Annotated in this window: 23 protein-coding genes; 16 read left to right on the top strand and 7 right to left on the bottom strand. The window is 61.1% G+C overall.

Annotation, left to right across the window (positions count from 1 at the left end):
• Positions 1–29: 29 nt before the first annotated feature.
• Positions 30–557 carry a GNAT family N-acetyltransferase gene (locus tag ACODTD_RS03205; RefSeq protein WP_285355961.1) on the top strand — a complete coding sequence of 176 codons (528 nt, stop codon included), beginning with the start codon at positions 30–32 and terminating at the stop codon, positions 555–557.
• On the opposite strand, the gene ACODTD_RS03210 is transcribed toward ACODTD_RS03205, so the two are convergent.
• Positions 541–1506, bottom strand: a complete 966-nt coding sequence (locus ACODTD_RS03210; protein WP_285355963.1) for a LysR family transcriptional regulator — start codon at positions 1504–1506, stop codon at positions 541–543. The two genes, ACODTD_RS03205 and ACODTD_RS03210, sit on opposite strands and share 17 nt — an antisense overlap.
• Before the next feature lie 299 nt (positions 1507–1805).
• Between ACODTD_RS03210 and argH the strand changes: the two genes are divergently transcribed.
• The 14 genes from argH to ACODTD_RS03280 all read left to right on the top strand — a co-directional run bounded on the left by argH (position 1806) and on the right by ACODTD_RS03280 (position 17856).
• The gene (gene argH / locus ACODTD_RS03215) at positions 1806–3233 is read left to right on the top strand and encodes an argininosuccinate lyase (protein ID WP_011334264.1); all 1428 of its coding nucleotides are present in this window, start codon (positions 1806–1808) and stop codon (positions 3231–3233) included.
• 61 nt (positions 3234–3294) lie between these two features.
• The gene (locus ACODTD_RS03220; RefSeq protein WP_011334265.1) at positions 3295–4173 is read left to right on the top strand and encodes an amino acid ABC transporter permease; all 879 of its coding nucleotides are present in this window, start codon (positions 3295–3297) and stop codon (positions 4171–4173) included.
• A gap of 10 nt (positions 4174–4183) precedes the next feature.
• Positions 4184–4948 (top strand): amino acid ABC transporter ATP-binding protein, encoded by a 765-nt coding sequence (locus ACODTD_RS03225; protein WP_007951284.1) that lies wholly within the window; start codon positions 4184–4186, stop codon positions 4946–4948.
• Between the two features lie 39 nt (positions 4949–4987).
• Positions 4988–5812 carry an ABC transporter substrate-binding protein gene (locus ACODTD_RS03230; RefSeq protein WP_011334266.1) on the top strand — a complete coding sequence of 275 codons (825 nt, stop codon included), beginning with the start codon at positions 4988–4990 and terminating at the stop codon, positions 5810–5812.
• Positions 5813–5869: 57 nt separating this feature from the next.
• Positions 5870–6718, top strand: a complete 849-nt coding sequence (locus ACODTD_RS03235) for a polysaccharide deacetylase family protein (RefSeq protein WP_489104419.1) — start codon at positions 5870–5872, stop codon at positions 6716–6718.
• Positions 6711–7601, top strand: a complete 891-nt coding sequence (locus ACODTD_RS03240) for a polysaccharide deacetylase family protein (RefSeq protein WP_489104420.1) — start codon at positions 6711–6713, stop codon at positions 7599–7601. Before ACODTD_RS03235 ends, ACODTD_RS03240 begins: the two co-directional genes overlap by 8 nt.
• Positions 7598–8950: an MmgE/PrpD family protein gene (locus ACODTD_RS03245; protein WP_489104421.1), complete on the top strand. Its 1353-nt coding sequence runs from the start codon at positions 7598–7600 to the stop codon at positions 8948–8950. The genes ACODTD_RS03240 and ACODTD_RS03245 overlap by 4 nt, the downstream gene beginning before the upstream one ends.
• Before the next feature lie 16 nt (positions 8951–8966).
• Positions 8967–10145: an MFS transporter gene (locus ACODTD_RS03250; protein ID WP_221614608.1), complete on the top strand. Its 1179-nt coding sequence runs from the start codon at positions 8967–8969 to the stop codon at positions 10143–10145.
• A 157-nt stretch (positions 10146–10302) separates the two neighbouring features.
• Entirely contained in the window at positions 10303–10998 is a 696-nt protein-coding gene (locus tag ACODTD_RS03255) for an HPP family protein (RefSeq protein ID WP_221614607.1), read from the top strand.
• Positions 10999–11355: 357 nt separating this feature from the next.
• Positions 11356–14172, top strand: coding sequence for a cytochrome P450 (locus ACODTD_RS03260; protein ID WP_489104422.1), 2817 nt, complete (start codon positions 11356–11358; stop codon positions 14170–14172).
• A gap of 3 nt (positions 14173–14175) precedes the next feature.
• Positions 14176–14580: a RidA family protein gene (locus tag ACODTD_RS03265; RefSeq protein WP_489104423.1), complete on the top strand. Its 405-nt coding sequence runs from the start codon at positions 14176–14178 to the stop codon at positions 14578–14580.
• The gene (locus ACODTD_RS03270; RefSeq protein WP_489104424.1) at positions 14573–15427 is read left to right on the top strand and encodes an alpha/beta hydrolase; all 855 of its coding nucleotides are present in this window, start codon (positions 14573–14575) and stop codon (positions 15425–15427) included. The genes ACODTD_RS03265 and ACODTD_RS03270 overlap by 8 nt, the downstream gene beginning before the upstream one ends.
• Before the next feature lie 167 nt (positions 15428–15594).
• Positions 15595–16701 carry an enoyl-CoA hydratase/isomerase family protein gene (locus ACODTD_RS03275; protein WP_489104425.1) on the top strand — a complete coding sequence of 369 codons (1107 nt, stop codon included), beginning with the start codon at positions 15595–15597 and terminating at the stop codon, positions 16699–16701.
• Between the two features lie 3 nt (positions 16702–16704).
• Positions 16705–17856: an acyl-CoA dehydrogenase family protein gene (locus ACODTD_RS03280; protein WP_489104426.1), complete on the top strand. Its 1152-nt coding sequence runs from the start codon at positions 16705–16707 to the stop codon at positions 17854–17856.
• Positions 17857–18066: 210 nt separating this feature from the next.
• On the opposite strand, the gene ACODTD_RS03285 is transcribed toward ACODTD_RS03280, so the two are convergent.
• The 6 genes from ACODTD_RS03285 to ACODTD_RS03310 all read right to left on the bottom strand — a co-directional run bounded on the left by ACODTD_RS03285 (position 18067) and on the right by ACODTD_RS03310 (position 24851).
• Positions 18067–18840, bottom strand: coding sequence for an enoyl-CoA hydratase (locus ACODTD_RS03285; RefSeq protein WP_221397406.1), 774 nt, complete (start codon positions 18838–18840; stop codon positions 18067–18069).
• Positions 18841–18854: 14 nt separating this feature from the next.
• Positions 18855–19982 (bottom strand): acyl-CoA dehydrogenase, encoded by a 1128-nt coding sequence (locus ACODTD_RS03290; protein WP_011334278.1) that lies wholly within the window; start codon positions 19980–19982, stop codon positions 18855–18857.
• 20 nt (positions 19983–20002) lie between these two features.
• A complete protein-coding gene (locus ACODTD_RS03295) occupies positions 20003–21193 on the bottom strand; it encodes an acetyl-CoA C-acyltransferase (protein WP_085745585.1) in 1191 nt (396 codons plus the stop codon).
• A gap of 12 nt (positions 21194–21205) precedes the next feature.
• Positions 21206–21967, bottom strand: a complete 762-nt coding sequence (locus ACODTD_RS03300; RefSeq protein ID WP_489104427.1) for an SDR family NAD(P)-dependent oxidoreductase — start codon at positions 21965–21967, stop codon at positions 21206–21208.
• Between the two features lie 16 nt (positions 21968–21983).
• Positions 21984–23648 (bottom strand): AMP-binding protein, encoded by a 1665-nt coding sequence (locus tag ACODTD_RS03305; RefSeq protein WP_489104428.1) that lies wholly within the window; start codon positions 23646–23648, stop codon positions 21984–21986.
• A 186-nt stretch (positions 23649–23834) separates the two neighbouring features.
• Positions 23835–24851: an AraC family transcriptional regulator gene (locus ACODTD_RS03310; protein WP_201818499.1), complete on the bottom strand. Its 1017-nt coding sequence runs from the start codon at positions 24849–24851 to the stop codon at positions 23835–23837.
• Between the two features lie 179 nt (positions 24852–25030).
• Here ACODTD_RS03310 and efeU point away from each other — a divergent pair, with 179 nt between their 5' ends.
• The gene (efeU, locus tag ACODTD_RS03315) at positions 25031–25870 is read left to right on the top strand and encodes an iron uptake transporter permease EfeU (protein ID WP_011334283.1); all 840 of its coding nucleotides are present in this window, start codon (positions 25031–25033) and stop codon (positions 25868–25870) included.
• The last annotated feature ends 4 nt before the right edge of the window (positions 25871–25874 follow it).

Here is a 25874-nt window from a genome sequence, read left to right on the forward strand (position 1 = left end):
GGCGTGATTTCCACAGGGACCGCTGACTGATGACCTTTACCGTGCGACAGGCCCTGGCAGCCGATGCCATCGCCCTTCCCGCCATCGAGCGTTCGGCCGCCGAGTTGTTTCGCCTTGACCCGTCACTGGCCTGGTTGGCAGATGCCGACGTGCCGAAGGCCTCGGCGCATTTACCGGCTATTGAGCGGGGCGAACTGTGGGTGGCGGAAAACAACGACGGACAACTTGCAGGTTTTTTAAAGGCGGTGACTGTCGATCAACAGTTGCACATTGAGGAACTGTCCGTCAGCCAACACTTTCAGGGCCGGGGCGTCGGTCGCAAGTTGCTGTTGGCGGCGATTGAACAGGCGCGTCTGCGGCAACTTCCGGCGGTGACGCTGACGACGTTTCGCGATCTGGCGTGGAATGCGCCGTTCTATCAACGCATGGGTTTTGCGCTATTGAACGCCGACGACAGCGACGAGCGTCTGAACGAAGTATTGCGCGATGAAATCACTCACGGATTGCCCGGCGAGCGACGTTGCGCCATGCGCCTGATGCTCACGCCGTCGCCTTGAGATCAACCCCCAGCGCCTGGGCAAACGCCTTGACCAGCGGACTGCGCACGGTGTTGTGGCGCAGGATCAGATTGAATGGCGTGTCGAAGTGGATCAGCTCCGGGCACACCGCGCGAAACTGCCCGGCGGCCACCAGCGGGGCGGCGTAATGCTGCGGCAGAAAGCCCACGAAACGCCCGGTCTTGATCAGCAACGCGACCGCTTCGACCTGGGTCGCCGAGGCGGAAAAACTGTCGTAGCGGGCGAAGTTGAGCTTGTCGCGATGGATCGCGTAGCGGTGGTTGATGCACTCGTAATCCTGCAGCACGTTACCGCCCATCTGCTCCGCCGGCATCTCGAACAACGGGTGGCCGACCGCGCAGTAAGCCTGCGAGCGTTCTTCATAGAGCGGGTAATAATCGAACTCTTCGCGTTTCTGATATACCGGGACTATTCCGGCAACTAAGCGACCTTCCACCACGCCTCTTTCCACTTCATCCAACTGGGTCGACTGAAGTTGAAACCTTACTTTCGGAGAATGTTCATTTATCTTTCTAAGCGCGGCAACTAACGGTGAATTATCGTCGCTAATCGTATTATCGATCACCCCCACTCCGAGATCACCGATAAGTTCATTCTGCGCCGAACTAAGCCGGTCACGAAAGTTGTCGACCGAGGCAAACAGATCGATTGACGCCTGATACACCAGACGCCCTTCCTCGGTCAGGTGAAACCCTTCGCGGCCACGGGTGCACAGGCGCATGCCGATGCGGATTTCGAGGTCGGAGATCTGCTTGCTGATCGCGGCCAGGCCCACGTTCAGCTCGTTTTGCGCCGCGCTGAAGCCGCCGGCCTCGACCACCGCCTTGAACACCTTGAGCAGTTTGAAATCCAGTCCGCTGAGGGCCAACGGTGCCCGGTGAGCGGTTTTGACCGGTGGGTTTCCGGAATTGGAAAGTGGGGTTTCCATAATGCTGATTTACCTCTGGCGCAATGTTCAACAATCTGTGTCCAACAACAAAAACATCGCCGGCTAATAATAATGATCACAGAAAACCAGCCTTGGCAACCGCCAGAAAATTCCGAACATCAGTGCCAACTCACTGATCGCCAAACATTAAAAGCTGACACTTCGATCAGCTCTTGTCACTTTGCAACTGCCCTCTTGAAAACTGCTTTGGCCTGATTCCGTCTGCCGATTGTTCGGCACGTTTTTTCAGGGCCATGCACACCGATTTCAGTTCGCGTTACCGACGAGGAAAACAACAAATGTCTCAAACCACCGACCGTCTCTGGGGTGCCCGTTTCAAAAGCGGCCCGTCCGCTGCCCTGGCGGCCCTGTCCCGTTGCCCCGAGCGCTATTTCCGCCTGACGCCGTACGATCTGGCCGGCTCCAAGGCCCACGCCGGGGAACTGCAACGTGCCGGTCTGCTGGACGAGCAGGAAACCCGCACGATGATCGAAGCCCTGGACGGCATCGGTGCCGATTTCGCTGCCGGGCGCATCGCCCCGACGCTGGACGACGAAGACGTTCACACCTTCATCGAGCGCCTGCTGACCGAACGCCTCGGCGCACTGGGCGGCAAGCTGCGCGCCGGCCGTTCACGCAACGACCAGACCGCCAACGACCTGCGCCTGTTCCTGCGTGATCACGTCCGCACCCTGGCCGTGGAAGTGCTGGCCCTGCAAACGGCGCTAGTTGATCAGGCCGAGCAGCACGTCGAAAGCATCTGCCCGGGCTTCACCCACTTGCAGCAAGCGCAACCGATCGTGTTCGCCCATCACCTGTTGGCCCACGCGCAATCGATGCTGCGTGACGTGCAGCGACTGATGGACTGGGACGCCCGCACTTCGCTGTCGCCCCTCGGTGCCGCAGCCATGGCCGGCTCCGCGATCGCTCGTCAGCCGCAACAATCGGCCAAGGAAATGGGCTATGCCGGGGTCTGCGAAAACTCCATCGACGCCGTGGCCAGCCGCGATCACGTCGCCGAATTCCTGTTCATCGCCAGCATGCTCGGGATCAACATCTCGCGTCTGGCCGAAGAATTCTGCCTGTGGTCGTCGCGCCAGTTCCGCTGGGTCGATCTGGACGACGCCTATGCCACCGGCAGCTCGATCATGCCGCAGAAGAAAAACCCCGACATCGCCGAACTGGCCCGCGGCAAGGCTGGGCGTCTGATCGGCAACCTGACCGGTCTGCTGTCGACCCTCAAATCCCTGCCGCTGTCGTACAACCGCGACCTGAGCGAAGACAAGAACGGCGTGCTCGACAGCGTCGACACCCTGCTGCTGGTGCTGCCGGCGATGGCCGGGATGGTCGCGACCATGACCGTCAACGTCGAGGAACTGCGCCGTCAGGCACCACTGGGTTTCACCCTCGCCACCGAAGTCGCCGACTGGCTGGCGGTGCGCGGCGTGCCGTTCAAGGAAGCGCACGAAATCACCGGCGCACTGGTGCAGGCCTGCGAAAAACACGACCTTGAATTGTGGGAAGCCTCGCCGGCATTGCTGGCCGAGATCGACCCGCGCCTCACGGCAGACGTGCGTGACAGCCTGACCCTGGAAGCCGCCATCGCGGCCCGCAGCGGCTGGGGCGGCACCGCGCCGCAACAGGTGCGCGAGCAGATCGGCCGCCTGAAAACCGCCCTCGCCGCGCAGCAGCAGTGGACCGAAAACTACCAGGGCTTCCGCCTCTAAGCCGGGTCCCCCTCCCACCGGGAGGGGGTTGATCGAAAAGTACAGTGTACGGAGAAACACCATGAGCCAGACTCAGGCAGAACGACTCCAGGCGGAGCGCAAACTGGCGGAAAACCAGTTCGACATTACCCAGTACCAGCATGTGCCACGGCGTTATTACGGGCGGATCTTCTTCGCCACCGTGATCGTCATCGCCATCATCGGCCTGGTGCGGGCCTTCGCCGAAGGCAAGATCGAATGGTCGTACATCGGCCAGTTCCTCACCTCCGAAGCGATCATGTGGGGCCTGTTCAACACGATCATCATGGCCGTGCTGGCCATGGCACTCGGCATCGTGTTCGGCGTGATCACCGCGATCATGCGCATGTCGGCCAACCCGATCCTGCGTTACGTGGCAGTGACCTACACCTGGCTGTTTCGCGGTACGCCGCTGATTCTGCAACTGCTGTTGTGGTTCAACCTGGCGCTGATCTTCCCCACCATCGGCATTCCCGGTCTGTTCGAACTCGACACCGTAAGCCTGATGACCCCGTTCGTGGCCGCCCTGCTCGGCTTGAGCATCAACCAGGGCGCCTACACCGCTGAAGTGGTGCGCGCCGGCCTGCTGTCGGTGGACACCGGCCAGTACGAAGCGGCCAAGTCGATCGGCATGCCGCGCCTGCAAGCGCTGCGCCGGATCATCCTGCCCCAGGCCATGCGGATCATCATTCCGCCGGTCGGCAACGAATTCATCGGCATGGTGAAAATGACCTCGCTGGCGAGCGTCATCCAGTACTCGGAACTGCTCTACAACGCCCAGAACATCTACTACGCCAACGCCCGGGTCATGGAGCTGCTGATCGTCGCCGGTATCTGGTACCTGGCCACCGTCACCGTCCTGTCCTTTGGTCAAAGCCGTCTGGAGCGTCGTTTCGCTCGCGGCGCCGGCAAGCGTTCTTGAGGAGTCGAACATGAGAAGCATCGTCAAGGCCGTGAGCCTGAACAAATATTACGACCAGTACCACGCGCTCAAGGACATCAACATCGAAGTCGAGCAAGGCGAAGTGCTGTGCATTATCGGCCCGTCCGGCTCGGGCAAGAGCACCCTGCTGCGCTGCGTCAACCAGTTGGAAAAGATCGACAAGGGCGGCCTCTGGGTCGACGGCGAACTGGTCGGCTACCGCGTCGTCGGGCACAAACTGCACGAACTCAACGAGTCGCAGATCGCCCGCCAGCGCCTGGCCACCGGCATGGTGTTCCAGCGCTTCAACCTGTTCCCGCACATGACCGTGCTGCAAAACATCATCGAAGGCCCGTGCCAGGTGCTCAAGCGTTCGCCCAAGGAGGCGCACGAAGAAGCCCTGGAACTGCTGGCCCGGGTCGGCCTGGCCGACAAACGCAACAGCTACCCGATCGAACTGTCGGGCGGTCAGCAGCAACGGGTGGCGATTGCCCGCGCCCTGGCCATGCGACCCAAGCTGATGCTGTTCGATGAACCCACTTCGGCACTCGACCCGGAACTGGTCGGTGAGGTGCTGTCGGTGATGCGCGATTTGGCGCAGACCGGCATGACCATGATCGTCGTCACCCATGAACTGGGCTTCGCCCGGGAGGTTTCCAACCGCATGGTGTTCATGGACGGCGGGCAGATCGTGGAGGCTGGAAGCCCCGAAGAAATACTAATAAGTCCGCAAAACCCGCGCACCCAAAGCTTCATTTCTGCCGTTCGAACCTGAGGCCCCTTTGGCCTTCACAACACTCATAAGAGAACGTCCATGAAGAATTTCGTCATTCCAGCAGTACTCACCTCCCTGATGTCTTGCGGTGTCGCCGTGGCCGCCGAGTTGCCGGCCAGCATCAAGGAAAAAGGCGAGATCGTCGTCGCGATCATGCCCAACTATCCGCCGATGGATTTCAAGGACCCGGCCACCAACAAGCTCACCGGCCTTGACTACGACCTGGGCAACGCCCTGGCCGAACGCCTCGGGGTGAAGATCAAGTGGCAGGAAACCGGCTTCGAGCAAATGATCAACGCCCTGACCACCGAGCGCGTGGACATGGTTCTGTCGGGCATGACCGACACCGCCGAGCGCCAGGCCAGCGTGACCTTCGTCGACTACTTCACCAGCGGCCCGCAGTTCTACACCTTGCAGAAGAACGCAACGACCAATGAAATCATCGACCTGTGCGGCAAGAAAGTCGGCACCAGCCGCCGCACCACCTTCCCGGCGGAAATCGCTGCGTGGAGCAAGGAAAACTGTGAAGCGGCCGGCAAACCTGCAATCAACGTGATCGGCACCGAAGGCTCGGCCGACGCCCGTGCGCAACTGCGCCAGAGCCGCATCGATGCGGCGATGCAGGGCAGCGAAACCCTGTCGTACCTCAAGACTCAGGAAAAGGACATGTACAAGACGGTCGGCCAGCCGATCTCCGTGCAGTTCACCGGGTTGGGTGTGAGCAAGAAGAAGCCGGAGCTGAGTGAAGCGGTGAAGGTGGCGTTGCAGAGCATGGTGGATGACGGCAGCTATAACGCGATTCTGAAGAAGTGGGATCTGGAGTTGGGTGCGATCAAGGATGTGACCATTAACGCGGGCAAGTAAACCGGTCAGCGCCGACCCAACCGGTCGGCGCCTTTTTCATGAACAGCCGGAGCGCCCTTGATGTCCTCCTTGCAATCCATCTGGCCCGACCAGCACAAAGCCTGCCTCGCCCTGGCCTTCGACCTCGACGGCCCGACCGGCGACGCCATGCTCAACAACTCGATCTGGCACAAACCCGAGTACTTTGGCTTCGGCGGCTACGGCCCCTACCGCGCCCTGCCCCGCCTGCTCGACCTGCTCGACGCCTTCAAGATCCCGACCACCTTCTTCGTCCCCGCCTGGGTCGTGGAAAACTGGCCGAAACAGTGCCAGGCCATCGTCGAGCGCGGTCATGAAGTCGCCTACCACGGCTACAAACACGAATCCTTCTACGCCCTGACGCTGGACCAGCAGCAGGCCGTGATGAACAAATCCCGCGACGTGTTCTGGCAATACCTGCACATCCACGCCGAGGGCTTTCGCACCCCTTCCGGCGACTGGCGCGCCGAAACCCCGGCGATGCTGGCCGACAACGGCGTCATCTATTCCAGCAGCATGCGCGGCGATGATCGCCCGTACCTGGTCAACGTCCCCGGCCACGACACCCCGCTGGTGGAAATCCCCGGCCGCTGGGAAATGGACGACTACGCCTCGCTCGCCTACACCCGCGCACCGAACTTCCCGTCCGGCCTCGACCGCACCGCCAGCTACGAGCTGACCCTCGACAACTGGCAGCGCGAGTACGACGGGGCGATGGACGAAGGCCTGTGCCTGACCACCCTGTTCCACCCGAAAATCACCGGCAAACCGGGGCGCATCCTGTTGCTGGAGAAACTCTTCGAACACATGCGCCAGCGCGATGACGTGTGGTTCGCCACCTGCCGCGACGTTGCCCGCTGGTGGCTGAAGGAGCATCACCATGGCTGACTCCAGCAAACTCTGGCCCGCCGGCAAACGCTGCGCGGTGGTGCTGACCGTCGATTACAACGACATCCACGGCATTCTCACTCAGGCCCCGGAAGTCGCCGGGCGTGACAAGACGCTGTCGGTGTGGCGCTACGGCACGCAACGGGGCGTCGAGCGTTTGCTCGGTCTGTTCAGGGAACTCGGGGTGCGCAGCAGTTGGTTCGTGCCCGGCATCGTCGCCGAGGAAAATCCGCAGCACATCGCCGCGATTCAGGCTGACGGGCATGAGATCGCCTGCGCCGGCTACCGCCATCAGGATTACGACACGCTGGATCTGGCGGCACAAAGTGCGGAAGTCGCCAAGGGTTGTGCAGCGCTGAAAGCGTTGACCGGCGTGCATCCAGGCGGCTTCCGGATTCCTGCCGGTAACGGTGCCCCGGGGTTCATCGAAGCCTTGAAAGATCACGGCATTCACTGGTCGTCATCATGGCGTGGCGATGATCTGCCGTTCTTGCACCCGACGGCCCCCGAGGTGGTCGAGTTGCCGCTGCATTACGAACTGGAAGACGAGCCTTACTTCGCCTTCAATCTGAGCCCGGCCGTGCCGCCGGCACAATCGCGAATCGCCTCTTACAGCCACACCCTGGGCAACCTGCAAATGGACTTCGCTGGATTCCACCGTTTCGGCCTGTGCTACGTGCTGCGCCTGCACCCGGAAATCATCGCCACGCCGGGGCGCATCGGTGTGCTGCGGGAATTGCTGCAAGGCATTCAGCAGCATGACGACGTGTGGATCGCCAGCGGTGCCGAAGTCGCGCAGTGGTGGGCGCAAACGGCGGCGCCGGTTGCGCAGGATCATCCGGCGTCGGTGTATGAGCGACATTATCGGGACTATCTCGTATGACCAAACGCATGCAGCGGCTGGCGCAGTTTTGCGTCGAAACGCGCTTTGAAGATCTGCCGCCAGCGTTGGTGGAACAGGCCAAGCGACACATTCTCGACACCTTCGGCGCAGCACTGGCCGGGGCCGACAGCGCGGTGGCGCTTCAGGCGCGGCAGGTGTTCGGCGCCGAGCCGGGCACCGCGCTGGTCTGGGGTTCGTCGTTGCGGGTCGGCGCGGGGCATGCGGCGTTGCTCAACGGCATCGCCGCCCACGCGCTGGAGCTGGACGACACCGGCGGGTGCGATCACTCCGGCGCGGTAGTGCTGCCGGCGGTGATGGCGGCGCTGTCACTGGTGGATCGGCCGGTGGACGGTCGCGAGTTCATCACCGCCGTGGTGATCGGCTACGAAATCGGCCGGCGGGTGTTGGAAGCCTGCGGCAGTTACTCGGCGCACAACGGCGCTGGCTGGCATTCAACCGCCACCTGCGGCGTGTTCGGCGCGGCGGCGGCCTGTGCGCGGATCTTTGCCTTGGATGCAGGGCAAACCGTATCGGCGCTGGGCATCGCCGGCAGCTTCAGCGGCGGGTTGTGGGCGTTCATTCACGACGGCTCGCAAAGCAAGAAACTGCACAGTGGCCGTGCGGCCGAGGGTGGCTTGCTCGCGGCGCGTTTTGCACGTGAAGGCGTCAGTGGGCCGTCGGTTTTGTTCGAGGATGTCTGGGGTGGATTCCTCAAGACGCTGGCGCCGGGCAGCGCGCAACCGGATGCGCTGGATGCCGATTTGGGGAAGGTCTGGAAACTCGCGCGCTGCTCGATCAAACCCTACGCCGCTTGCCGTGGCACCCATTCGGCGATTGATGCGCTCGGGCTGTTGCTGGAGCAATTGCAGGTCGGCGCGGATCAGGTGGAAGACGTCCAGGTGAATCTGTGCGGCTTTCTGCTCGACATGTGCGGCGGTCGCGACACCCGCAGTCTGGCCGCTGCGCAGATGAGCCTGCCCTACTCCCTCGCCGCGCGACTGGTACACGGTCATTGCCGACTCGAGGCTTACGACGAACAGCCGCGCAACGATCCGCGCATAGCCCACTGGCTGACGCGCATTCGCCTTGAAGTGGATGATCGACTGTCGGAGGATGGCGAGCCGGTGGTCATTGTTCGAACCCGCGACGGGCGTGAGGCGAGTCTGTGTGTCGAGGTGCCGCTGGGCGCGCCGGGCAATCCGCTGAGCGAGGCGGCGCTGGAGGAGAAGTTTTTCAGTCTGGCATTGCGGATAATTTCACCGTTCAAGGCCGAGCCGTTACTGGCGCAGCTGCGGCAACTGCAAACCCTGGATTCCGTGTGCGATCTCGAGCACCTGTTAACCAAATAAGGACATTTGATTTTCCGTGGCTACCTACTCGCTCGTTATCCGCCGCCTGATGATCGTCTCGCTGACCATCGTCGTCAGCCGCGCCATCACCAGTCCGTTGCTCACCTTGTTCTTGAGTAAGAAGCTCGGCCTCAACCAACAGGACGTCGGGTTGTTGCTGGGCATCGCGGTGTTCATCGCCACCCTGCTTGCGCTTTACGGCGGCTACATCATCGACCGGCTCGAGAAGCGCCGGTTGCTGATTCTGGCGATGCTCTCCAGCGCCATCGGCTTCGTACTGCTGACCTTCGCCAAAGACCTGTACCTGACGACCGCCACCCTGGTCATCACTGAAACCGCCTCGGCGTTGTTCCTGATCGGTTCCAAGGCGATCCTCAGTGAAAACCTGCCCATGGGTCAGCGGGCCAAGGCGTTTTCCCTGCGCTACACCCTGACCAACATCGGCTACGCCACCGGCCCGATGCTCGGTGTGGTGATCGCCGGGGTGTACCCGATTGCGCCGTTCCTGATTGCTGCCGGTATCGCTTTCGGCAGCATCTTCCTGATGATCGGCATCCCCAAGGACGCCAGCCCGATTGCTGCCATCGGCCAGCCGCAAAGCTTCCTGAAAACCCTGATCACCCTGAAAAACGACCGCACGTTGATCATGTTCACCTGCGGCTGTCTGCTCAGCACCGTGGTTCACGGGCGTTTCACGTTGTACCTGTCGCAATACCTGCTGGTGGTCGAAGACTCGCAGCGCGCGTTGCAAACCATGGCCGCCCTGCTCGCCTGCAATGCCATCGCGGTGATCCTGCTGCAATACCAGATCGGTCGCTTCCTCAACCGGGAAAAACTGCGCTACTGGATCGCCGCCGGCACCAGCCTGTTCATCCTCGGCCTGATCGGTTTCAGCCTCGCCGACAGCCTGGTGACGTGGTGCATCGCGATGTTCATCTTCACCCTCGGCGAGATGATCATTTACCCGTCGGAGTTCCTGTTCGTCGACACCCTGGCACCGGAAGAACTGCGCGGCAGCTATTACGGCGCGCAGAACCTGGCGGCGCTGGGTGGCGCGCTGAGCCCGGTAATTTGCGGCTTCCTGCTGATGCACACGCCGGCGCCGACCATGTTCTACGCCCTCAGCGCGCTGACCGCGATGGGCGGGTTCCTGTGTTTCATGAGCGGGCGCCGTGTAGCTTTACTGCATAAATAATGCACTGAAACTGCATTTATATGAATTTGTCAGCATCGTGAATGCTTGGCACACTGTGCGCGTTCCTCCCCCAATAGTTGGAACACTTCGAAGGACTTTCCGCGTTTACGGACAAGTCCTTTTTTTTGCCCTGAATTTCGCAAAGGATCGATTCTGCATGCTCGCTCGCTGGTTGCCCGCCGCCATCAACACCCGCCCCACCGAATGGAGCCGCGCCGCCATCGGCATGGCCCTGGGCACGTTGTTCAGCGTATGGGCGTGCAGTCAGGTATTCGGCATTGAAGTGGCTTACCACTTGATCGGCCCGCTGGGCGCCTCGGCGGTGTTGCTGTTCGCTGTGTCCTCCGGCGCCCTCGCCCAGCCGTGGTCGATCATCGGCGGCTACCTGTGTGCAGGCGTGGTCGCGTTGCTGGTGGCCCACGTCCTCGGCCGAACCCTCGGCAGCGCGTGCCTCGCGGCAGGCATGGCGCTGATCCTGATGTGCTGGCTGCGCTGCCTGCACCCGCCGGCCGGCGCCGTCGCGTTGACCATGGTGCTGGCCGACCCGATGACCATCGCCATGGACTGGAAAGCCCTGGAACCGGTGATGCTCAGCGCCGCCTGCCTGCTGCTGGCCGCACTGGCCTACAACAACCTCACCCGCATCCGCTACCCGAAACGCCCTGCGGAGCCCGCGCCGGCTGTGGCACCGGTCGACATTCAGGCCATCACGGCCGAGGACCTGAAACTGGCACTGGCGGACATGGAGGCCTTCATCGATGTCACGCCGGAAGATCTGGAGCAGTTGATTCATGCCAGTGAACTGCACGCCAGGCGGCGCAGTATTGGTGAAGTGCTGGCTGGTCGCAGGTAATACGTGATCCGACCGAAGGTTGTCGAACGCCCTTGCCAAGACATGACCAACGACTACCTTTCAGCTTTGTACCGCACAGATTTGTCTGCCTTTCACTTGGAAGTCTGGCCCGCTGTAATGTCCAGTAGCGATGACATCGGTAGTCTGGCTATGGAAAAACGCTCAACGTTGTTGAGAAGCGAGCTGGCTTTGCGCTTTGACTGAAACGTTACTTTCCTCAAACACCGCATTTCTGCGTAACCAGCAGTCCGCCCAAATGCCCCGCCTGTAGCATGCGGGCACGTGTGTTTTTCGCCAGCTCCGTGAATCTGGTGGTTTTCGAATCCATGGTTTCGAAATCTGCGAGAGGAACGTTTCATGAGCGACCCATTGCTGAAGTTGCTGCAAAAGCCCCTGTTCGACCCCGAAAAGCGCCATCGCGTGTCTCTGCGCGAATACATGGATCTGAATATCGATCGGATGCGCGCAATCATCGGCAACGGGCTCATGACCAATGCCATGTGGCTGAGCCAACCCCGTCAGTCTGAATTCCGGTTGATGCTTGAACGTGCAGCATTGATCGGTGCCGTGGATTACTCCCTGCTTGCCTGCATCGTCGACCACTTCATTGCCGGCGACGCATTTTTTGCACACGGCAGTCAGCACCAGATTGCGCAGTACCACCAGGAAATCTGCCAACTGAAAGCGGTTTACGCCTTTGGTTGCACGGAGATCGCCAGCGGCTCCGATGTGGCTAACCTGCAAACCACGATCAACTACGACCCACACAAACATTGCCTGATTCTGAACTCACCCACGCCGCAGTCCTGCAAGTTCTGGATCGGCAACGCATTGCACGCGGCGGTGGTGGTCATGGTGCTGGGACGTCTGATCGTCAAGGGTGTGGATGAGGGCTTGCACTGGTTTCGGGTACGCATTCGCGAGCAAGAGAATGGCCCGCTCCTGCCAGGTGTCAGGATCACCACCTGCGATCCCAAGGGAGGGATTCACGCCAATCAAGTTGCCGGCATCCGTTTTTGCAACATGAAGCTGCCACTCGACGCACTGATGCAACGCTATGCCAGGTTTTCTGCGCAAGGCGTTTTCAGCAGTGAGATCCCGCCAAAGGAGCGCCTGAAAAGCGCTATGCAGACATTCATCCAGGAGCGCCTGTTCCTCATCGCTGGCGCCCGTGGTGCCGCCAGCATGTGTGTTTATCTGGCGTACCGTTTCGCTTGCCATCGCCTGGTCAAGGGGAACGAGGGAAGCCAGTCTCTCCTGACCAAGGCACTTTTCCGACAACGGCTGTATGCCGAACAACTTAAGGTATTGGCCCTGAAGTTGCTGGAGCAGGCGGTTCTGTCGCGGTTCGAAGCGTGCTGGCATCAGCCAGCACGGCGAAAGGAGCTGCATATTCTCGCCGCTGTCGTCAAAAGTGTCGGCACCTGGCTGGGTCTCGAAGTCATGAGTGCATGCAGGGAGCTTTGTGGTTCGCAAGGCTTCCACCATCACAACCGAATTGTCACCTTGGTCATGGATCACGGCATCAGCACCACCTTCGCGGGCGATAACAACATCCTGTGCTGTCAGGTTGCACGGGACGCCATCAACCGGCCACGATTTGCCAACGAGAACATCGCCCAGCGAATTGAATCGCTGATTGTCGATCAGTGTCGCCGTGCCGGCGATTTTTCCCATCGCCAGGCGGTTGCGCTCACCTATGCTCGAGCGCTGGATCTGATCATCAATGAGGGTAAACACCATCCGCTCGTGACATCCGAGATATTCGAAGACATCGTCCACGTCTTTTCGCCGAAACTTTACGAATGGGAGCTTGTTGCCAGCACCAAGCTGGAGCAGAACGCCACCGAAGCTCAACTGATCTTGTTAAACAAGCTGCTCAAACCGCCGTCAGAGCTGGTCAGGGCCCCCATCGACAAAAAGAACTACGTAAAGCACTTCACAAAACCGCTGTACGACAACAAGCCGGACTTCTCGAACCGCAACACGATTCGTAACCCTTACCGGGCGTATACGTGGCTGCGAAAACATCAGCCGGTGTACTGGTGCGAACACTTACAGGCCTGGTTTTTGACCCGTTATTGCGATGTCATCGCCGCACAGGCCGATTCCCGACGATTTTCTTCAAACCGTATGCAACAACTGATCGACGCACGTGTACCTGAAAACAAGCGCACGCATCTGAACGAATTCATCAAGCTGGCGTCCAGGTGGATGTATTCCCAGGATGGCGATACTCACAAGGCCAGTCGCCACTTGCTGGGCAATGCCTTTACCCCTCGCTCCATCGAGTCCTTGCGGACAGTCATTCAAGACATCACTGATCGAGAGCTGTCCCGCCTGCACGGACAGACCGATTTGAAGACCGCGCTCTTCGACCGGGTCCCCGCCCGGATTCTGGCCAGGCTTTACGGCATGAAGGATGACGAGGCATTGAGGCTTCGCCACTGGACACGAGACATCGTCATGTTTCTAGGCGGCAGCCAGGACGCGGATCAGGGACCGGACCAGGCCCTGGAAGGCATCAAGGAAATGTACGCCTGTTTCGCTGAGCTCATTGAACAGCGGCGCAGGCAACCCGGGGATGATCTCGTGAGCCGGGTACTGGAGAGTGGCCAGAACAGCGCCGCCAGTCTTGATGAGGTGCTGGCACAGATCGTGTTCATTCTGGTGGCAGGCTACACCACCAGTGCAGACCAGATGTGCCTCGGCCTGTTGCATTTACTGAAGCATCCTCAACAACTCGAAGCCCTACTGGCAGACCCGACATTGATCGGCTCCTTCATTGAAGAAATGCTGCGCTTCGATCCTGCCGGTTCACTGAGCCATCGGATCCTCATGGAAGACGTCACCATTGACAACGTTACGATGAAAAAGGGGAATCTGGTTTACCTGATACGAGCCTCCGCCAACCGAGATCCGGAAAAATTCCACGCCCCCAACACATTCGACATTCGTCGAGCAAGGAACGAACACCTGACGTTTGGCAAAGGCGAACATTTTTGCATGGGCACGTCGCTATTCAGGCTTGAGGCCGAGATCGTGTTCACCTCGCTGTTAAAACGCTTCCCCGACTTGCAACTCATCGCGCGCCGGCCTGCCAAGTGGCGCAACAGCAACCTGCAGTTTCGGGGGCTGAAGACGCTTCCGGTCGATCTGGGAACAGGAGTCTGAACCATGAAATTCAAACGTGTTTATTCCGGAGCGCCTTGGGAACGCCTCGCCGGTTACTGCAGAGCCGTGAAGGCTGGTAACACTATTCTGGTTGGAGGTACGGTGGCATTTCGCAAGAACGGCAAGCCTTTCAAACCCGGCGATGCCTATGCCCAGACACGGCGATGCCTGAAAATCATCGAACAGGCGCTGAAGCAACTGGGTGAGGATCGTACCCGCATCATTGCCACGCGCATGTACACCACCAATATGGATCTCTTGCCAGAAATCGCGCGGGCGCACAAAACGTTTTTCGAAGGGCATCCACCGACGACAATGTTGCTGGAAGTCTCTCGACTGGTCAGCCCTGAATACGTTATCGAGATCGAGGCAGAGGCCCGTTCGGGCAGAGGCTGCGGCCATGGATGAAACTTCGTTGACTGTAGAGGACGCCAGAACGGCGTTGCGTCAGGCGCAAGTCACCTGTGTTCATGATCTGGCGATCGAGAGCCATGGCCGTTCACTGCCGCTGCGCCTCTACACACCACCCGGCAAGGGACCGTTTCCCGTGCTGGTTTTCTTTCATGGCGGGGGCTGGGTCACAGGAGACCTGGACACGCATGACGGGTTCTGTCGGTTGATGTGTGAGTGGGCTGGTTGCGCCGTGGTCGCCGTTGATTTCGCCCGCCCTCCGGAACACTTGTTTCCGGCAGCCCTGGAAGACTGTTGGACAGCTTTCAAGTGGGTGACACGGCAAGGCGCCGGTTGCGGACTGGATACTTCAAGCATTGCAGTCGCAGGAGGTGGTTCAGGAGGCGGGATGGCCGCCGTCATCAGCCAGCGCGACGCCGAATGTGACGAACCATGCATCTGCTTTCAGCTGCTGCTTTACCCTTTGCTTGACTGCAACACTCGCCGCAGCTCCCACACGAGATTCGGGCAAGGACATGGACTGACTGTCGATCTGCTCGAATGGTACCTCGGTCACTACCTGCCGCCCGGTACATCGCGCGTGGACAGACGGCTGTCGCCCCTGCTCAGTGACTCGCTGCATGGATTGCCCCGAACGTTGATCATCACCTGCGGACTTGACGTTCTTCGTGATGAGGGACGTGCCTACGCCGAGCGATTGCGAGCAGCAAATGTCACTGTCGAACACAAAGAGTTTTCGGGGATGCGTCACGGTTTCATGAACTACCCTGCCGCCCATGAAGAGGCCAGACGCGCCCTGCTGCTTTGCGCCCGGACCCTTCAGGCACAGCTTCTCGGCGAATGATGGCCGGGACTGGAATCAACGTCTGCGAGCGGCTTTCCAGACAAGGCAAAAATGCAGACAGCCCGTGCACATATCCCCGTTGTACACGGCAAATTTGCACTGTTACGATCCGCTAACGCTCGCGCGCGAGCTTCTCGAATAAAGACAATAAAAGCAGGGAGTTAGTGATGACTGCTCAGGCTTCATCCCCGCGGACTTCGTCCATGGATGCCACGCCGCACGAAGTGCTGGCCGAGGTTCGCAATCACATCGGTCATCTGACCCTCAACCGCCCCGCCGGCCTCAATGCCTTGACCCTCGACATGGTGCGCCAGCTCCAGCAACACCTGGACGCCTGGGCCGCCGATGCCGATATCCACGCGGTCGCGCTACGCGGTGCCGGCGAGAAAGCCTTCTGTGCCGGTGGCGACATTCGATCCCTGTACGACAGTCATAAAAACGGCGATACGCTGCACGAAGATTTCTTCGTCGAGGAATACGCCCTCGACCTGACGATCCACCATTACCGCAAACCGGTGCTGGCGCTGATGGACGGTTTCGTTCTCGGCGGCGGCATGGGCCTGGTGCAAGGCGCCGATCTGCGGGTGGTCACCGAGAAGAGCCGTCTGGCGATGCCGGAAGTGGCGATCGGCTATTTCCCGGATGTCGGCGGCAGTTATTTCCTGCCACGGATTCCCGGCGAGCTGGGGATTTATCTGGGCGTCAGCGGCGTGCAGATCCGTGCGGCGGATGCGCTGTATTGCGGGCTGGCCGACTGGTATCTGGACAGCAGCAAACTCGGCATCCTCGACGAACAACTCGATCACCTGGAGTGGCACGACACGCCGCTTAAAGACCTGCAAAACCTGCTGGCCCGCCACGCCGTGCAAACCCTGCCGGATGCGCCGCTGGAAGCCTTGCGCCCAGCCATCGACCACTTCTTCGCCTTGCCTGATGTGCCGAGCATTGTCGAGCAACTGCGTGCCGTGACCGTCGCCGACAGCCACGAATGGGCGACCACTACCGCCGACCTGCTGGAAACCCGCTCGCCGCTGGCCATGGGCGTGACCCTGGAAATGCTGCGTCGCGGCCGCCACCTGAGCCTGGAACACTGCTTCGCCCTCGAACTGCATCTGGATCGCCAGTGGTTCGAACGCGGCGACCTGATCGAAGGCGTCCGCGCCTTACTGATCGACAAAGACAAATCACCGCGCTGGAACCCGCCGACCCTTGCCGCGCTGCACGCCGAGCAGGTCGAGAGTTTCTTCCACGGTTTCGAAGAGAGCGGGAGCTGAGCCATGCACGATCTCGAATTGACTGAAGACCAGGTAATGATCCGCGACATGGCCCGGGACTTTGCCCGTGGCGAAATCGCCCCCTACGCGCAAGCCTGGGAAAAGGCCGGCTGGATCGATGACGGTCTGGTGGCGAAGATGGGCGAACTCGGCCTGCTGGGCATGGTGGTGCCGGAGGAATGGGGCGGCACTTACGTCGACTATGTGGCCTATGCGTTGGCGGTGGAAGAGATTTCCGCCGGTGACGGCGCCACCGGCGCCTTCATGAGCATTCACAACTCGGTGGGCTGCGGGCCGGTGCTGAACTACGGCAGCGAAGAACAGAAACAGACCTGGCTGGCGGATCTGGCCAGCGGTGCAGTGATCGGCTGCTTCTGCCTGACCGAGCCCCAGGCCGGCTCCGAAGCACACAACCTGCGCACCCGCGCCGAACTGCGCGACGGCCAATGGGTAATCAACGGCGCCAAGCAATTTGTCAGCAATGGCAAGCGGGCGAAACTGGCGATCGTGTTTGCGGTGACCGATCCGGATCTGGGCAAGCGTGGCATCTCGGCGTTTCTTGTGCCGACCGACACGCCGGGCTTCATCGTCGATCGCACCGAACACAAGATGGGCATTCGCGCCTCCGACACCTGCGCGGTGACGCTGAACAATTGCAGCATTCCCGAAGCCAATCTGCTGGGTGAACGCGGTAAAGGTCTGGCGATTGCCCTTTCCAACCTGGAAGGCGGACGTATCGGTATCGCCGCGCAAGCATTGGGCATCGCCCGTGCGGCGTTTGAAGCTGCACTGGGTTATGCCCGTGATCGAGTGCAGTTCGGCAAGGCGATTGTCGAGCATCAGAGCATCGCCAACCTGCTGGCGGACATGCAGATGCAGATCAACGCGGCGCGCTTGATGATCCTGCACGCGGCGCGGCTGCGTACGGCGGGTAAACCGTGTCTGTCGGAGGCTTCACAGGCCAAGCTGTTTGCGTCGGAAATGGCCGAGAAGGTGTGCTCGTCAGCGATTCAGATTCATGGCGGGTATGGGTATCTGGAGGATTACCCGGTTGAGAAGTACTACCGGGATGCGCGGATTACCCAGATTTACGAGGGATCGAGCGAGATACAGCGGATGGTGATTGCTCGTGAGCTGAAGAACTATCAGTTGTGATCGTGTCGGCCCCTTTCCCTCACCCCCGCCCTCTCCCGGAGGGAGAGGGAGCCGACCGAGGTGCCTGGCGTCATACATCGGCCTGAAAGATCGAGTCGATTCTGGATTCACAGGCGATCTTTCAAGTCGGCGTATCTCTTCAATATCCCCCGGTCAGTCCCCTCTCCCTTTGGGAGAGGGTTAGGGTGAGGGGCTCTTGATTTTGCCGTTTTACTTGCCCTGAAATTCAGGCGCACGCTTGGCCACAAACGCCGCCATCCCTTCCTTCTGATCCTGCGTCGCAAACGCCGCATGGAACACCCGGCGCTCGAAGCGCACGCCTTCGGTCAGGTTCACTTCAAACGCGCGGTTGACGCTCTCCTTGACCATCATCGCAATCGGCAGCGATTTGCTGGCGATCACTGCGGCGACTTTCAGCGCTTCGTCCAGCAACTCGGCACTCGGCACGATCCGCGCGACGATGCCGCAGCGTTCGGCTTCCACCGCGTCGATCATGCGGCCGCTCAGGCACATTTCCATGGCCTTGGCCTTGCCCACCGCGCGGGTCAGGCGCTGGGTGCCGCCCATGCCCGGCAGCACGCCGAGGTTGATTTCCGGCTGGCCGAATTTGGCGTTGTCGCCGGCCAGGATGAAGTCGCACATCAGCGCCAGCTCACAGCCGCCACCCAAGGCAAAACCGTTGACCGCCGCGATGATCGGCTTACGGCGGTTGGCCACACGATCGCTGTCGCTGAACAGGTCGTCCATGTAGATCTGCGGGTAGGTCAGATCGGCCATTTCCTTGATGTCGGCACCGGCGGCGAAGGCTTTGGTCGAACCGGTGATGACGATGCAGCCGATGTTCGCGTCGGCTTCAAACCCATCAAGCGCGCGGTTCACTTCGCTGACCAGTTGCGCGTTGAGGGCATTCAGCGCCTGCGGGCGATTGAGGGTAATCAGGCCGACGCGGCCATGGGTTTCCAGCAAAATCGTTTCGTAACTCATGTGCAGATTCCTTTTCAAAGATTGCGCGAAATGACCATGCGCTGAATGTCGCTGGTACCTTCGTAGATCTGGCAGACCCGCACGTCGCGGTAAATGCGCTCCAGCGGGAAGTCGTTGAGGTAACCGTAACCGCCGAGGGTTTGCAAGGCCATGGAGCAGACCTTCTCGGCCATTTCCGAGGCGAACAGTTTGGCCATCGACGCCTCGACCAGTGCTGGCTGACCGCTGTCGCGCAGGGCGGCGGCGTAATGCACCATCTGCCGCGCCACGGCGATCTGGGTCGCCATGTCCGCCAGGCGGAACGCCACGGCCTGATGCTCGATGATCGGCTTGCCGAAAGTGTCACGTTCACGGGCGTAATCGCGGGCCGCTTCGAAAGCGGCGCGGGCCATGCCCACCGATTGCGAAGCGATGCCGACGCGGCCGCCTTCGAGGTTGGCCAGGGCGATCTTGTAGCCCTCGCCCTCCTCGCCCAACCGGTTGGCCACCGGTACTTTCACGTCTTCGAACAGAATCTGGCAGGTGTCCGAGGCGTGCTGGCCGAGCTTGTCTTCGACGCGTGCGACTTTGTAGCCCGGCGAGTCGGTCGGCACAATGAACGCGCTGATCCCGCGCTTGCCGGCACTCGGGTCGGTGACCGCAAACACGATCACGATTCCGGCGTTCTGCCCGGAAGTGATGAACTGTTTGCAGCCGTTGAGCACATAGTGATCGCCTTCCAGCCGTGCGCGGGTTTTCAGGCTACTGGCATCGGAACCGGCCTGGGGCTCGGTCAACGCGAAGGCACCGAGCATCTCGCCGCTGGCCAGCGGCTTGAGGAAGCGTTCGCGCTGGTCGTCGTTGCCGAACTTGAGGATCGGCACGCAACCCACCGAGTTGTGCACGCTCATGATCGTCGAGCAGGCGCCGTCGCCGGCGGCGATTTCTTCCAGGGCCATGGCGTAGGCCAGGTAACCGGTGTCGCAACCGCCCCACTGCTCCGGCACCAGCATGCCGAAGAAGCCCAGCCCGGCCATTTCGCCGATGGCTTCTTTCGGAAAGCGGTGCTCGCGATCCCACTCGGCGGCGAACGGTTTGAGCCGTTCCTCGGCAAACTGCCGGGCCATGTCGCGGATTTGTTGTTGGTCGTCATTGGGAATCATGGCAAATCCTTAACTCGGGTTCAGACGCACTCGACAGCCATCGCCGTGGCTTCGCCGCCGCCGATGCAGATCGCCGCGACGCCGCGTTTCAGGCCTTTCTGGCGCAGGGCCGAGAGCAAGGTCACCAGAATCCGCGCGCCGGACGCACCGATCGGGTGACCGAGGGCGCAGGCGCCGCCATGGATGTTGAGCTTGTCGTGAGGGATTTCCAGGTGGGTCATCGCCGCCATGCCGACCACGGCGAAGGCTTCGTTGACCTCGAACAGATCGACCTGATCCAGCGACCAGCCGGTCTTTTTCATCAGCTTCTTGATCGCGCCAATCGGTGCCACCGGGAACAGGCCCGGGGTGTCGGCAAACGCCGCGTGGCCGTGAATCACCGCCAGCGGTTTCAGTCCTTGTTTCTGCGCTTGCGACTGGCGCATCAGCACCAGTGCGGCGGCGCCGTCAGAGATTGAGCTGGAGTTGGCCGCGGTCACGGTGCCGCCTTCGCGGAACGCCGGTTTAAGCGAAGCAATCTTGTCCAGTTTAGCTTTTGGCGGTTGCTCATCGTTGCTGATCACAACCTGTTCCTTGCCGACGGTCACGGTCAGCGGAACGATTTCAGCCTTGAAGCTGCCGTCCTTGATCGCCTGCTGGGCGCGGGTGGTCGAGGCGATGGCAAAGGCGTCCTGCGCTTCACGGCTGAAGTCGTTGGTTTCGGCGCAATCCTCGGCGAAGGTGCCCATCAGGCGGCCCTTGTCATAGGCGTCTTCGAGGCCGTCGAGGAACATCGAATCCAGCACCCGGCCGTGGCCCATGCGGTAACCGGCACGGGCGCGATCCAGCAGGTACGGCGCGTTGGACATGCTTTCCATGCCGCCGGCGATCACCACATCGGCGCTGCCGGCCAGCAGCATGTCGTGGGCCAGAATGGTGGTTTCCATGCCCGAGCCGCACATCTTGTTGACCGTGGTGCAGCGGGTGGACTTGTCCAGCCCGGCGCCCAGTGCAGCCTGACGCGCAGGCGCCTGACCAAGACCGGCCGGCAACACGCAGCCGAACAACACTTCATCGACCGCATCGGCGGCCACACCGGCACGCTCAACCGCCGCCTTGATTGCAGCGGCGCCCAGTTGCGGCGCGGTCAGGCTTTTCAGTTCGCCCTGGAAACCGCCCATCGGGGTGCGGACGGCGCTGACGATGACAATCGGATCGTTGGAGATGGTCATGGGAAATCCTCCTTACTTGGCAGCCATGCGCAAGGCACCGTCGAGACGGATCACCTCGCCGTTGAGCATGCTGTTTTCAATGATATGCCGCACCAGCGCGGCGTACTCGGCAGGTTTGCCCAGACGCGGCGGGAACGGTACGCCGGCGGCCAGCGAGTCGCGCACTTCCGGGGTCATGCCGGCCATCATCGGGGTTTCGAAAATGCCCGGGGCGATGGTCAACACGCGGATGCCGAAGCGCGCCAGTTCACGAGCGGCAGGCAGAGTCAGGCTGGCGATCGCGCCTTTGGACGCCGAATACGCGGCCTGGCCGATCTGGCCGTCGAACGCCGCAACCGACGCGGTGTTGATGATCACACCACGCTCGCCGTCGGCGTTGGCGTCGCTTTCGGCAATCGCAGCGGCTGCCAGACGCAGCATGTTGAAACTGCCGATCAGGTTGACGTTGATCACCTGGGCGAAGCTGGACAAGGCGTGCGGGCCGTTCTTGCCAAGAATCTTCTCGCCGCGAACGATGCCGGCGCAGTTCACCAGCCCGTTGAGGCTGCCGAAGGCTTTAACGGTCGCCTGCACGGCGGCTTCGGCGGCGGCTTCGTTGCTGATGTCGGCCACCACGCTTTGCGCGCCGAGGCGCTGGGCCTGAGCGGCGACGGCTTCGGCGTTCATGTCCACCAGCATCACTTTGGCGCCGGCGGCAACCAACAGCTCAGCGGTGGCTGCACCCAGCCCGGACGCACCGCCGGTGACGATAAAAACCTTGTTCTCGATCTGCATGACTGTTTCCTTGGGTTCAAGCTGAAACGTTGTGCGCCGCAGCCTCTTGAGCCTTGGCGATTTCCTGGTTGCGCAAGATAAAGCGCTGCAATTTGCCGCTCGGGGTTTTCGGCAACTCGCTGACAAATTCGATTTCACGGGGGTACGAATGCGCGGCCAGACGTTTGCGCACGTGTTGCCGCAGTTCTTCGGCCAGCGCCGGTTCGGCGCGGTATTGCGGGTTGAGCACGACGAAGGCTTTGACCAGTTCGGTGCGCTCAGGATCGGGCTTGCCGACCACGGCGGCTTCGACAACGGCCGGGTGTTCGATCAGTGCGCTCTCCACGTCGAACGGGCCGACGCGATAGCCGGAAGTGGTGATCACGTCATCGCTGCGGCCGACGAAGCTGATGCTGCCGTCCGGGTTCCACTCGACGGTGTCGCCGCTCAGGTAGTAATCGCCGACGAAGGCCTTGGTCGGCACGCCTTCATAGCCGGCGAACCAGCACATCGGCGACTGTGTGCGGTCGATGGCGAGGATGCCGGGCTGGCCGACGCCGAGTTCGTTGTTCTGCTCGTCAAGCACCACGATGCGATGGCCCGGCGAAGCAAAACCGGCGGCGCCGAGGTGGATCGGGTGTTCGAGGCCGTGGTGATTGCACAGGACCATGCCCAGTTCGGTCTGGCCGTAGTGGTCGTGAATGGCCACGCCGAGGTTGTCGGCGAACCAGCGGATCACTTCCGGATTCAACGGCTCGCCGGCGCTGCTGACAATGCGCAGCTTGCCCTTGATCGATTTGGCGAACTCATCGCCGCCGGCAATCAGCAGGCGATACGCCGTGGGCGAACCGGTGAGGTTGGTGATCCCGTACTTGTTGATCACCCGGCAGGTGCTTTCGAGGGTGAACGGGCCATCGTAGAACGTGATCGGATGGCCCATCGACAACGGGCCGGTGACGCCGAAATAAATGCCGTAGGCCCAGCCCGGATCGGCAACGTTCCAGAACGCATCTTCCGGGCGCAGATCCACGGCATCGCGGGTGTAGCTCTGGAACGCGACGATGGCCTTGAGCGGCACCGACAGCGCCTTCGACGGGCCGGTAGTACCCGAGGTGAACATCAGCAGGAACGGGTCTTCGCCGGTCAGCATCAGCGGCTCGCAGACACTGGAATGGTTGGGCAGCTCGGCCCAGAAACTGAAATCGCCACGGACGATGCCCTGGCCTTTCGGACCACCGACAGTGACCAGCGTCGGGCAATCGGCGACTTCGCTGAGTTTTGGCCGATTGACTGCATCAGTGACTACAACCTTGGCGCCGGAGCTGTTCAGGCGATGCTCGAGGGCTTTGGGGCCGAACGCGGTGAACAGCGGTTGATACACCGCGCCGATGCGCCAGGTGGCGAACACGGTGATCAGCAATTCGATGTTACGCGGCAGCAGGCCGGCGACCTTGTCGCCCTTCTGCACGCCCTGGGAGAGAAGGAAATTGGCGAAACGCGCGGCTTTGTCCTGTAGGTCGCTGAAGGTGTAAGTCGCACTGGCGCCCTCGCGGCCTTCCCAGAACAACGCGATGCGCCCCGGCAAGGCGTGACGGTCACAACATTCGACGCAGGCGTTGAGCGCCTCGAGCGAGCCGCTGAGCGCGGCGTCCACGGTGTGCTGATAATCAAACTGTGCGGTGGCAGACAAGTAATCGCGCATTGCCAGAATCCCTCTGTTCTTATTAGGTTGGGGAACCGTAAACAACAGAGGAATACTCGCGCCGCACGCCGGCTGCGGCAATGGTCAAAGCCCTCAAAGTGGATGACTGGTTTGGCCAAGGTTTGCGTCGATGATCGTTCCCACGCTTCGCGTGGGAGCGAGAGTTGGCGGTGAGTCGGTGACGGATCAGACCGCTTCGTTGAGAATCAAGCTGCGGTAATGCCCCGGATTGGTCCCCGACCACTTGCGAAACGCCTTGTAGAACGAGCTCGCATCGGCAAACCCCAGGCGCGTGGCGATCTCGGCAAAACTGATCGAAGGCTCCGCCAACCAAGTGATCGCAAGCTCCTTGCGCACGCTGTCCTTCAAGCCCTGATAAGTCTGCCCTTCCTCGGCCAGTCGCCGACGCAGGGTCGAGGCCGACATGCACAACTGCTGGGCCAGTGCGTCGGTTTCCGGCCAGTGATCGGCGGACAACTGGCGCAGATCCTGCTTGATTCGGCTGGCGAGGCTGTCCGGGTCGCGGTACTTCACCAGAATGTTGGCCGGGGCATGGGCCAGGAAGCGTTTCAATTCTTCGGCACTGCGCTTGATCGGCAGATCCAGTACGTCGGCGGCGAAGATCATCCGCGTGCGCGGCCGGTCGAAGCGCAGGTTTTCCGAGAACATCACCCGATAGTCATCGCAGAAATCCGGCGCGGGGCAGCGCAGCTCGATAGCCAGGATCGGGATCCGTCGCCCCGCCAGCCAGCACGCCACGCCATGGACGATCATCCAGTAGGTGAAATAGGTGAAGGCGCGGCGCGGTTCCGGGGCGTCTTCCAGCAGAACGATCTCTGCCAGACTCTGCTGGTGCACCAGTTGCGCCGGCAGACGTTCAAGCATCAACGACAGAAAATTCAGACCGCTGCTCAGCCCCGCAGCCAGATTCGGCTGGGCCATGGCGCTGCGGCAGAGGAACTCCAGGCTGCCGGATTTCAGCTTGCGTGGGTCCATACCAAAGAATTCGTCATCGCCGCGCCGCGCCAGCAGGCGCCACAACCGCGCGTACTGACTGGCCGGCACACGGGCGTCATCGGTGGACAGCAGCGCCGGATCAATCCCGACCTTGCTCAAGACTTCCTCCGTGGCCACGCCCGGGGCACAACTTTGCAGCAGTGCTTCGCGCACCAGTTGAATGGCGATGGTGTCTTTTTCCGACATGGAACGCGCGCAATCCTGTTGTTGTTCGAGTGGCGGGCATCTTAGCGCAGCTGACTCGGTGGCGTGGATGTTCAGACTCGTTCAGCTCCGGTTCAGCTAAATGTCAATGAATGCCATGTGAGAATGACTTTCATTATGTTACAACTTGTAACCTCATTTCGTTACACAGTGATCGTCGAATGCTCGTTCCCTTTTTGATCATGTTGCGCGAAGGCATCGAAGCCGCGCTGATCGTTGGCATCATCGCCAGCTACCTGCAACAGACCGGCCGTGGCCAGTGGATGCCGGCGGTGTGGATCGGGGTTTTTCTCGCCGCCGCGCTGGCATTGCTGGTCGGCGGTGGCCTGGAACTGGTCAGTGCCGAATTCCCGCAAAAACAGCAGGAACTCTTCGAAGGCGTGGTCGGCCTCGTCGCCGTGGGGATTCTCAGTTCCATGGTGTTCTGGATGCGCAAAGTGGCGCGTTCGATCAAGCATTCGCTGCAAGCCTCTCTCGATCACGCGCTGACCGCGTCGAAGCATCAGGTTATCGCGTTGATCGCCATGGTGTTCTTCGCCGTGGCTCGGGAAGGTCTGGAAACCGTGTTCTTCCTGCTCGCCGTGTTCCAGCAGAGCGAAGGCCCGGCCGCGCCGATCGGCGCCCTGCTCGGCCTGATCCTGGCGATTGTCGTCGGCTTCCTGATCTACAGCGGCAGCATGCGCCTGAACCTGTCGGCGTTCTTCCGCTGGACCGGGCTGTTCATCCTCGTGGTCGCCGCCGGGATTCTCGCCAACTCGGTGCAGGCCCTACATGAAGCCGGGGTCTGGAACCACCTGCAAGCCGTGCTCTTCGACTTCAGCGCGACGCTGCCGATGGACGGCCCGCTGGGCTCGGTGCTGGCCGGCATGTTCGGTTATCAGGATGCACCGACCGTCAGCACCCTTGGCGCGTACCTGATTTATCTGCTGGTGGCGCTGGTCATGTTCTTCATGCCGGCACCCAAGCCTGCTGCCCAATCGTCTTCCGTTTCCAGCCAATAAGGGC

This window comes from Pseudomonas sp. FG35, from assembly GCF_057809295.1.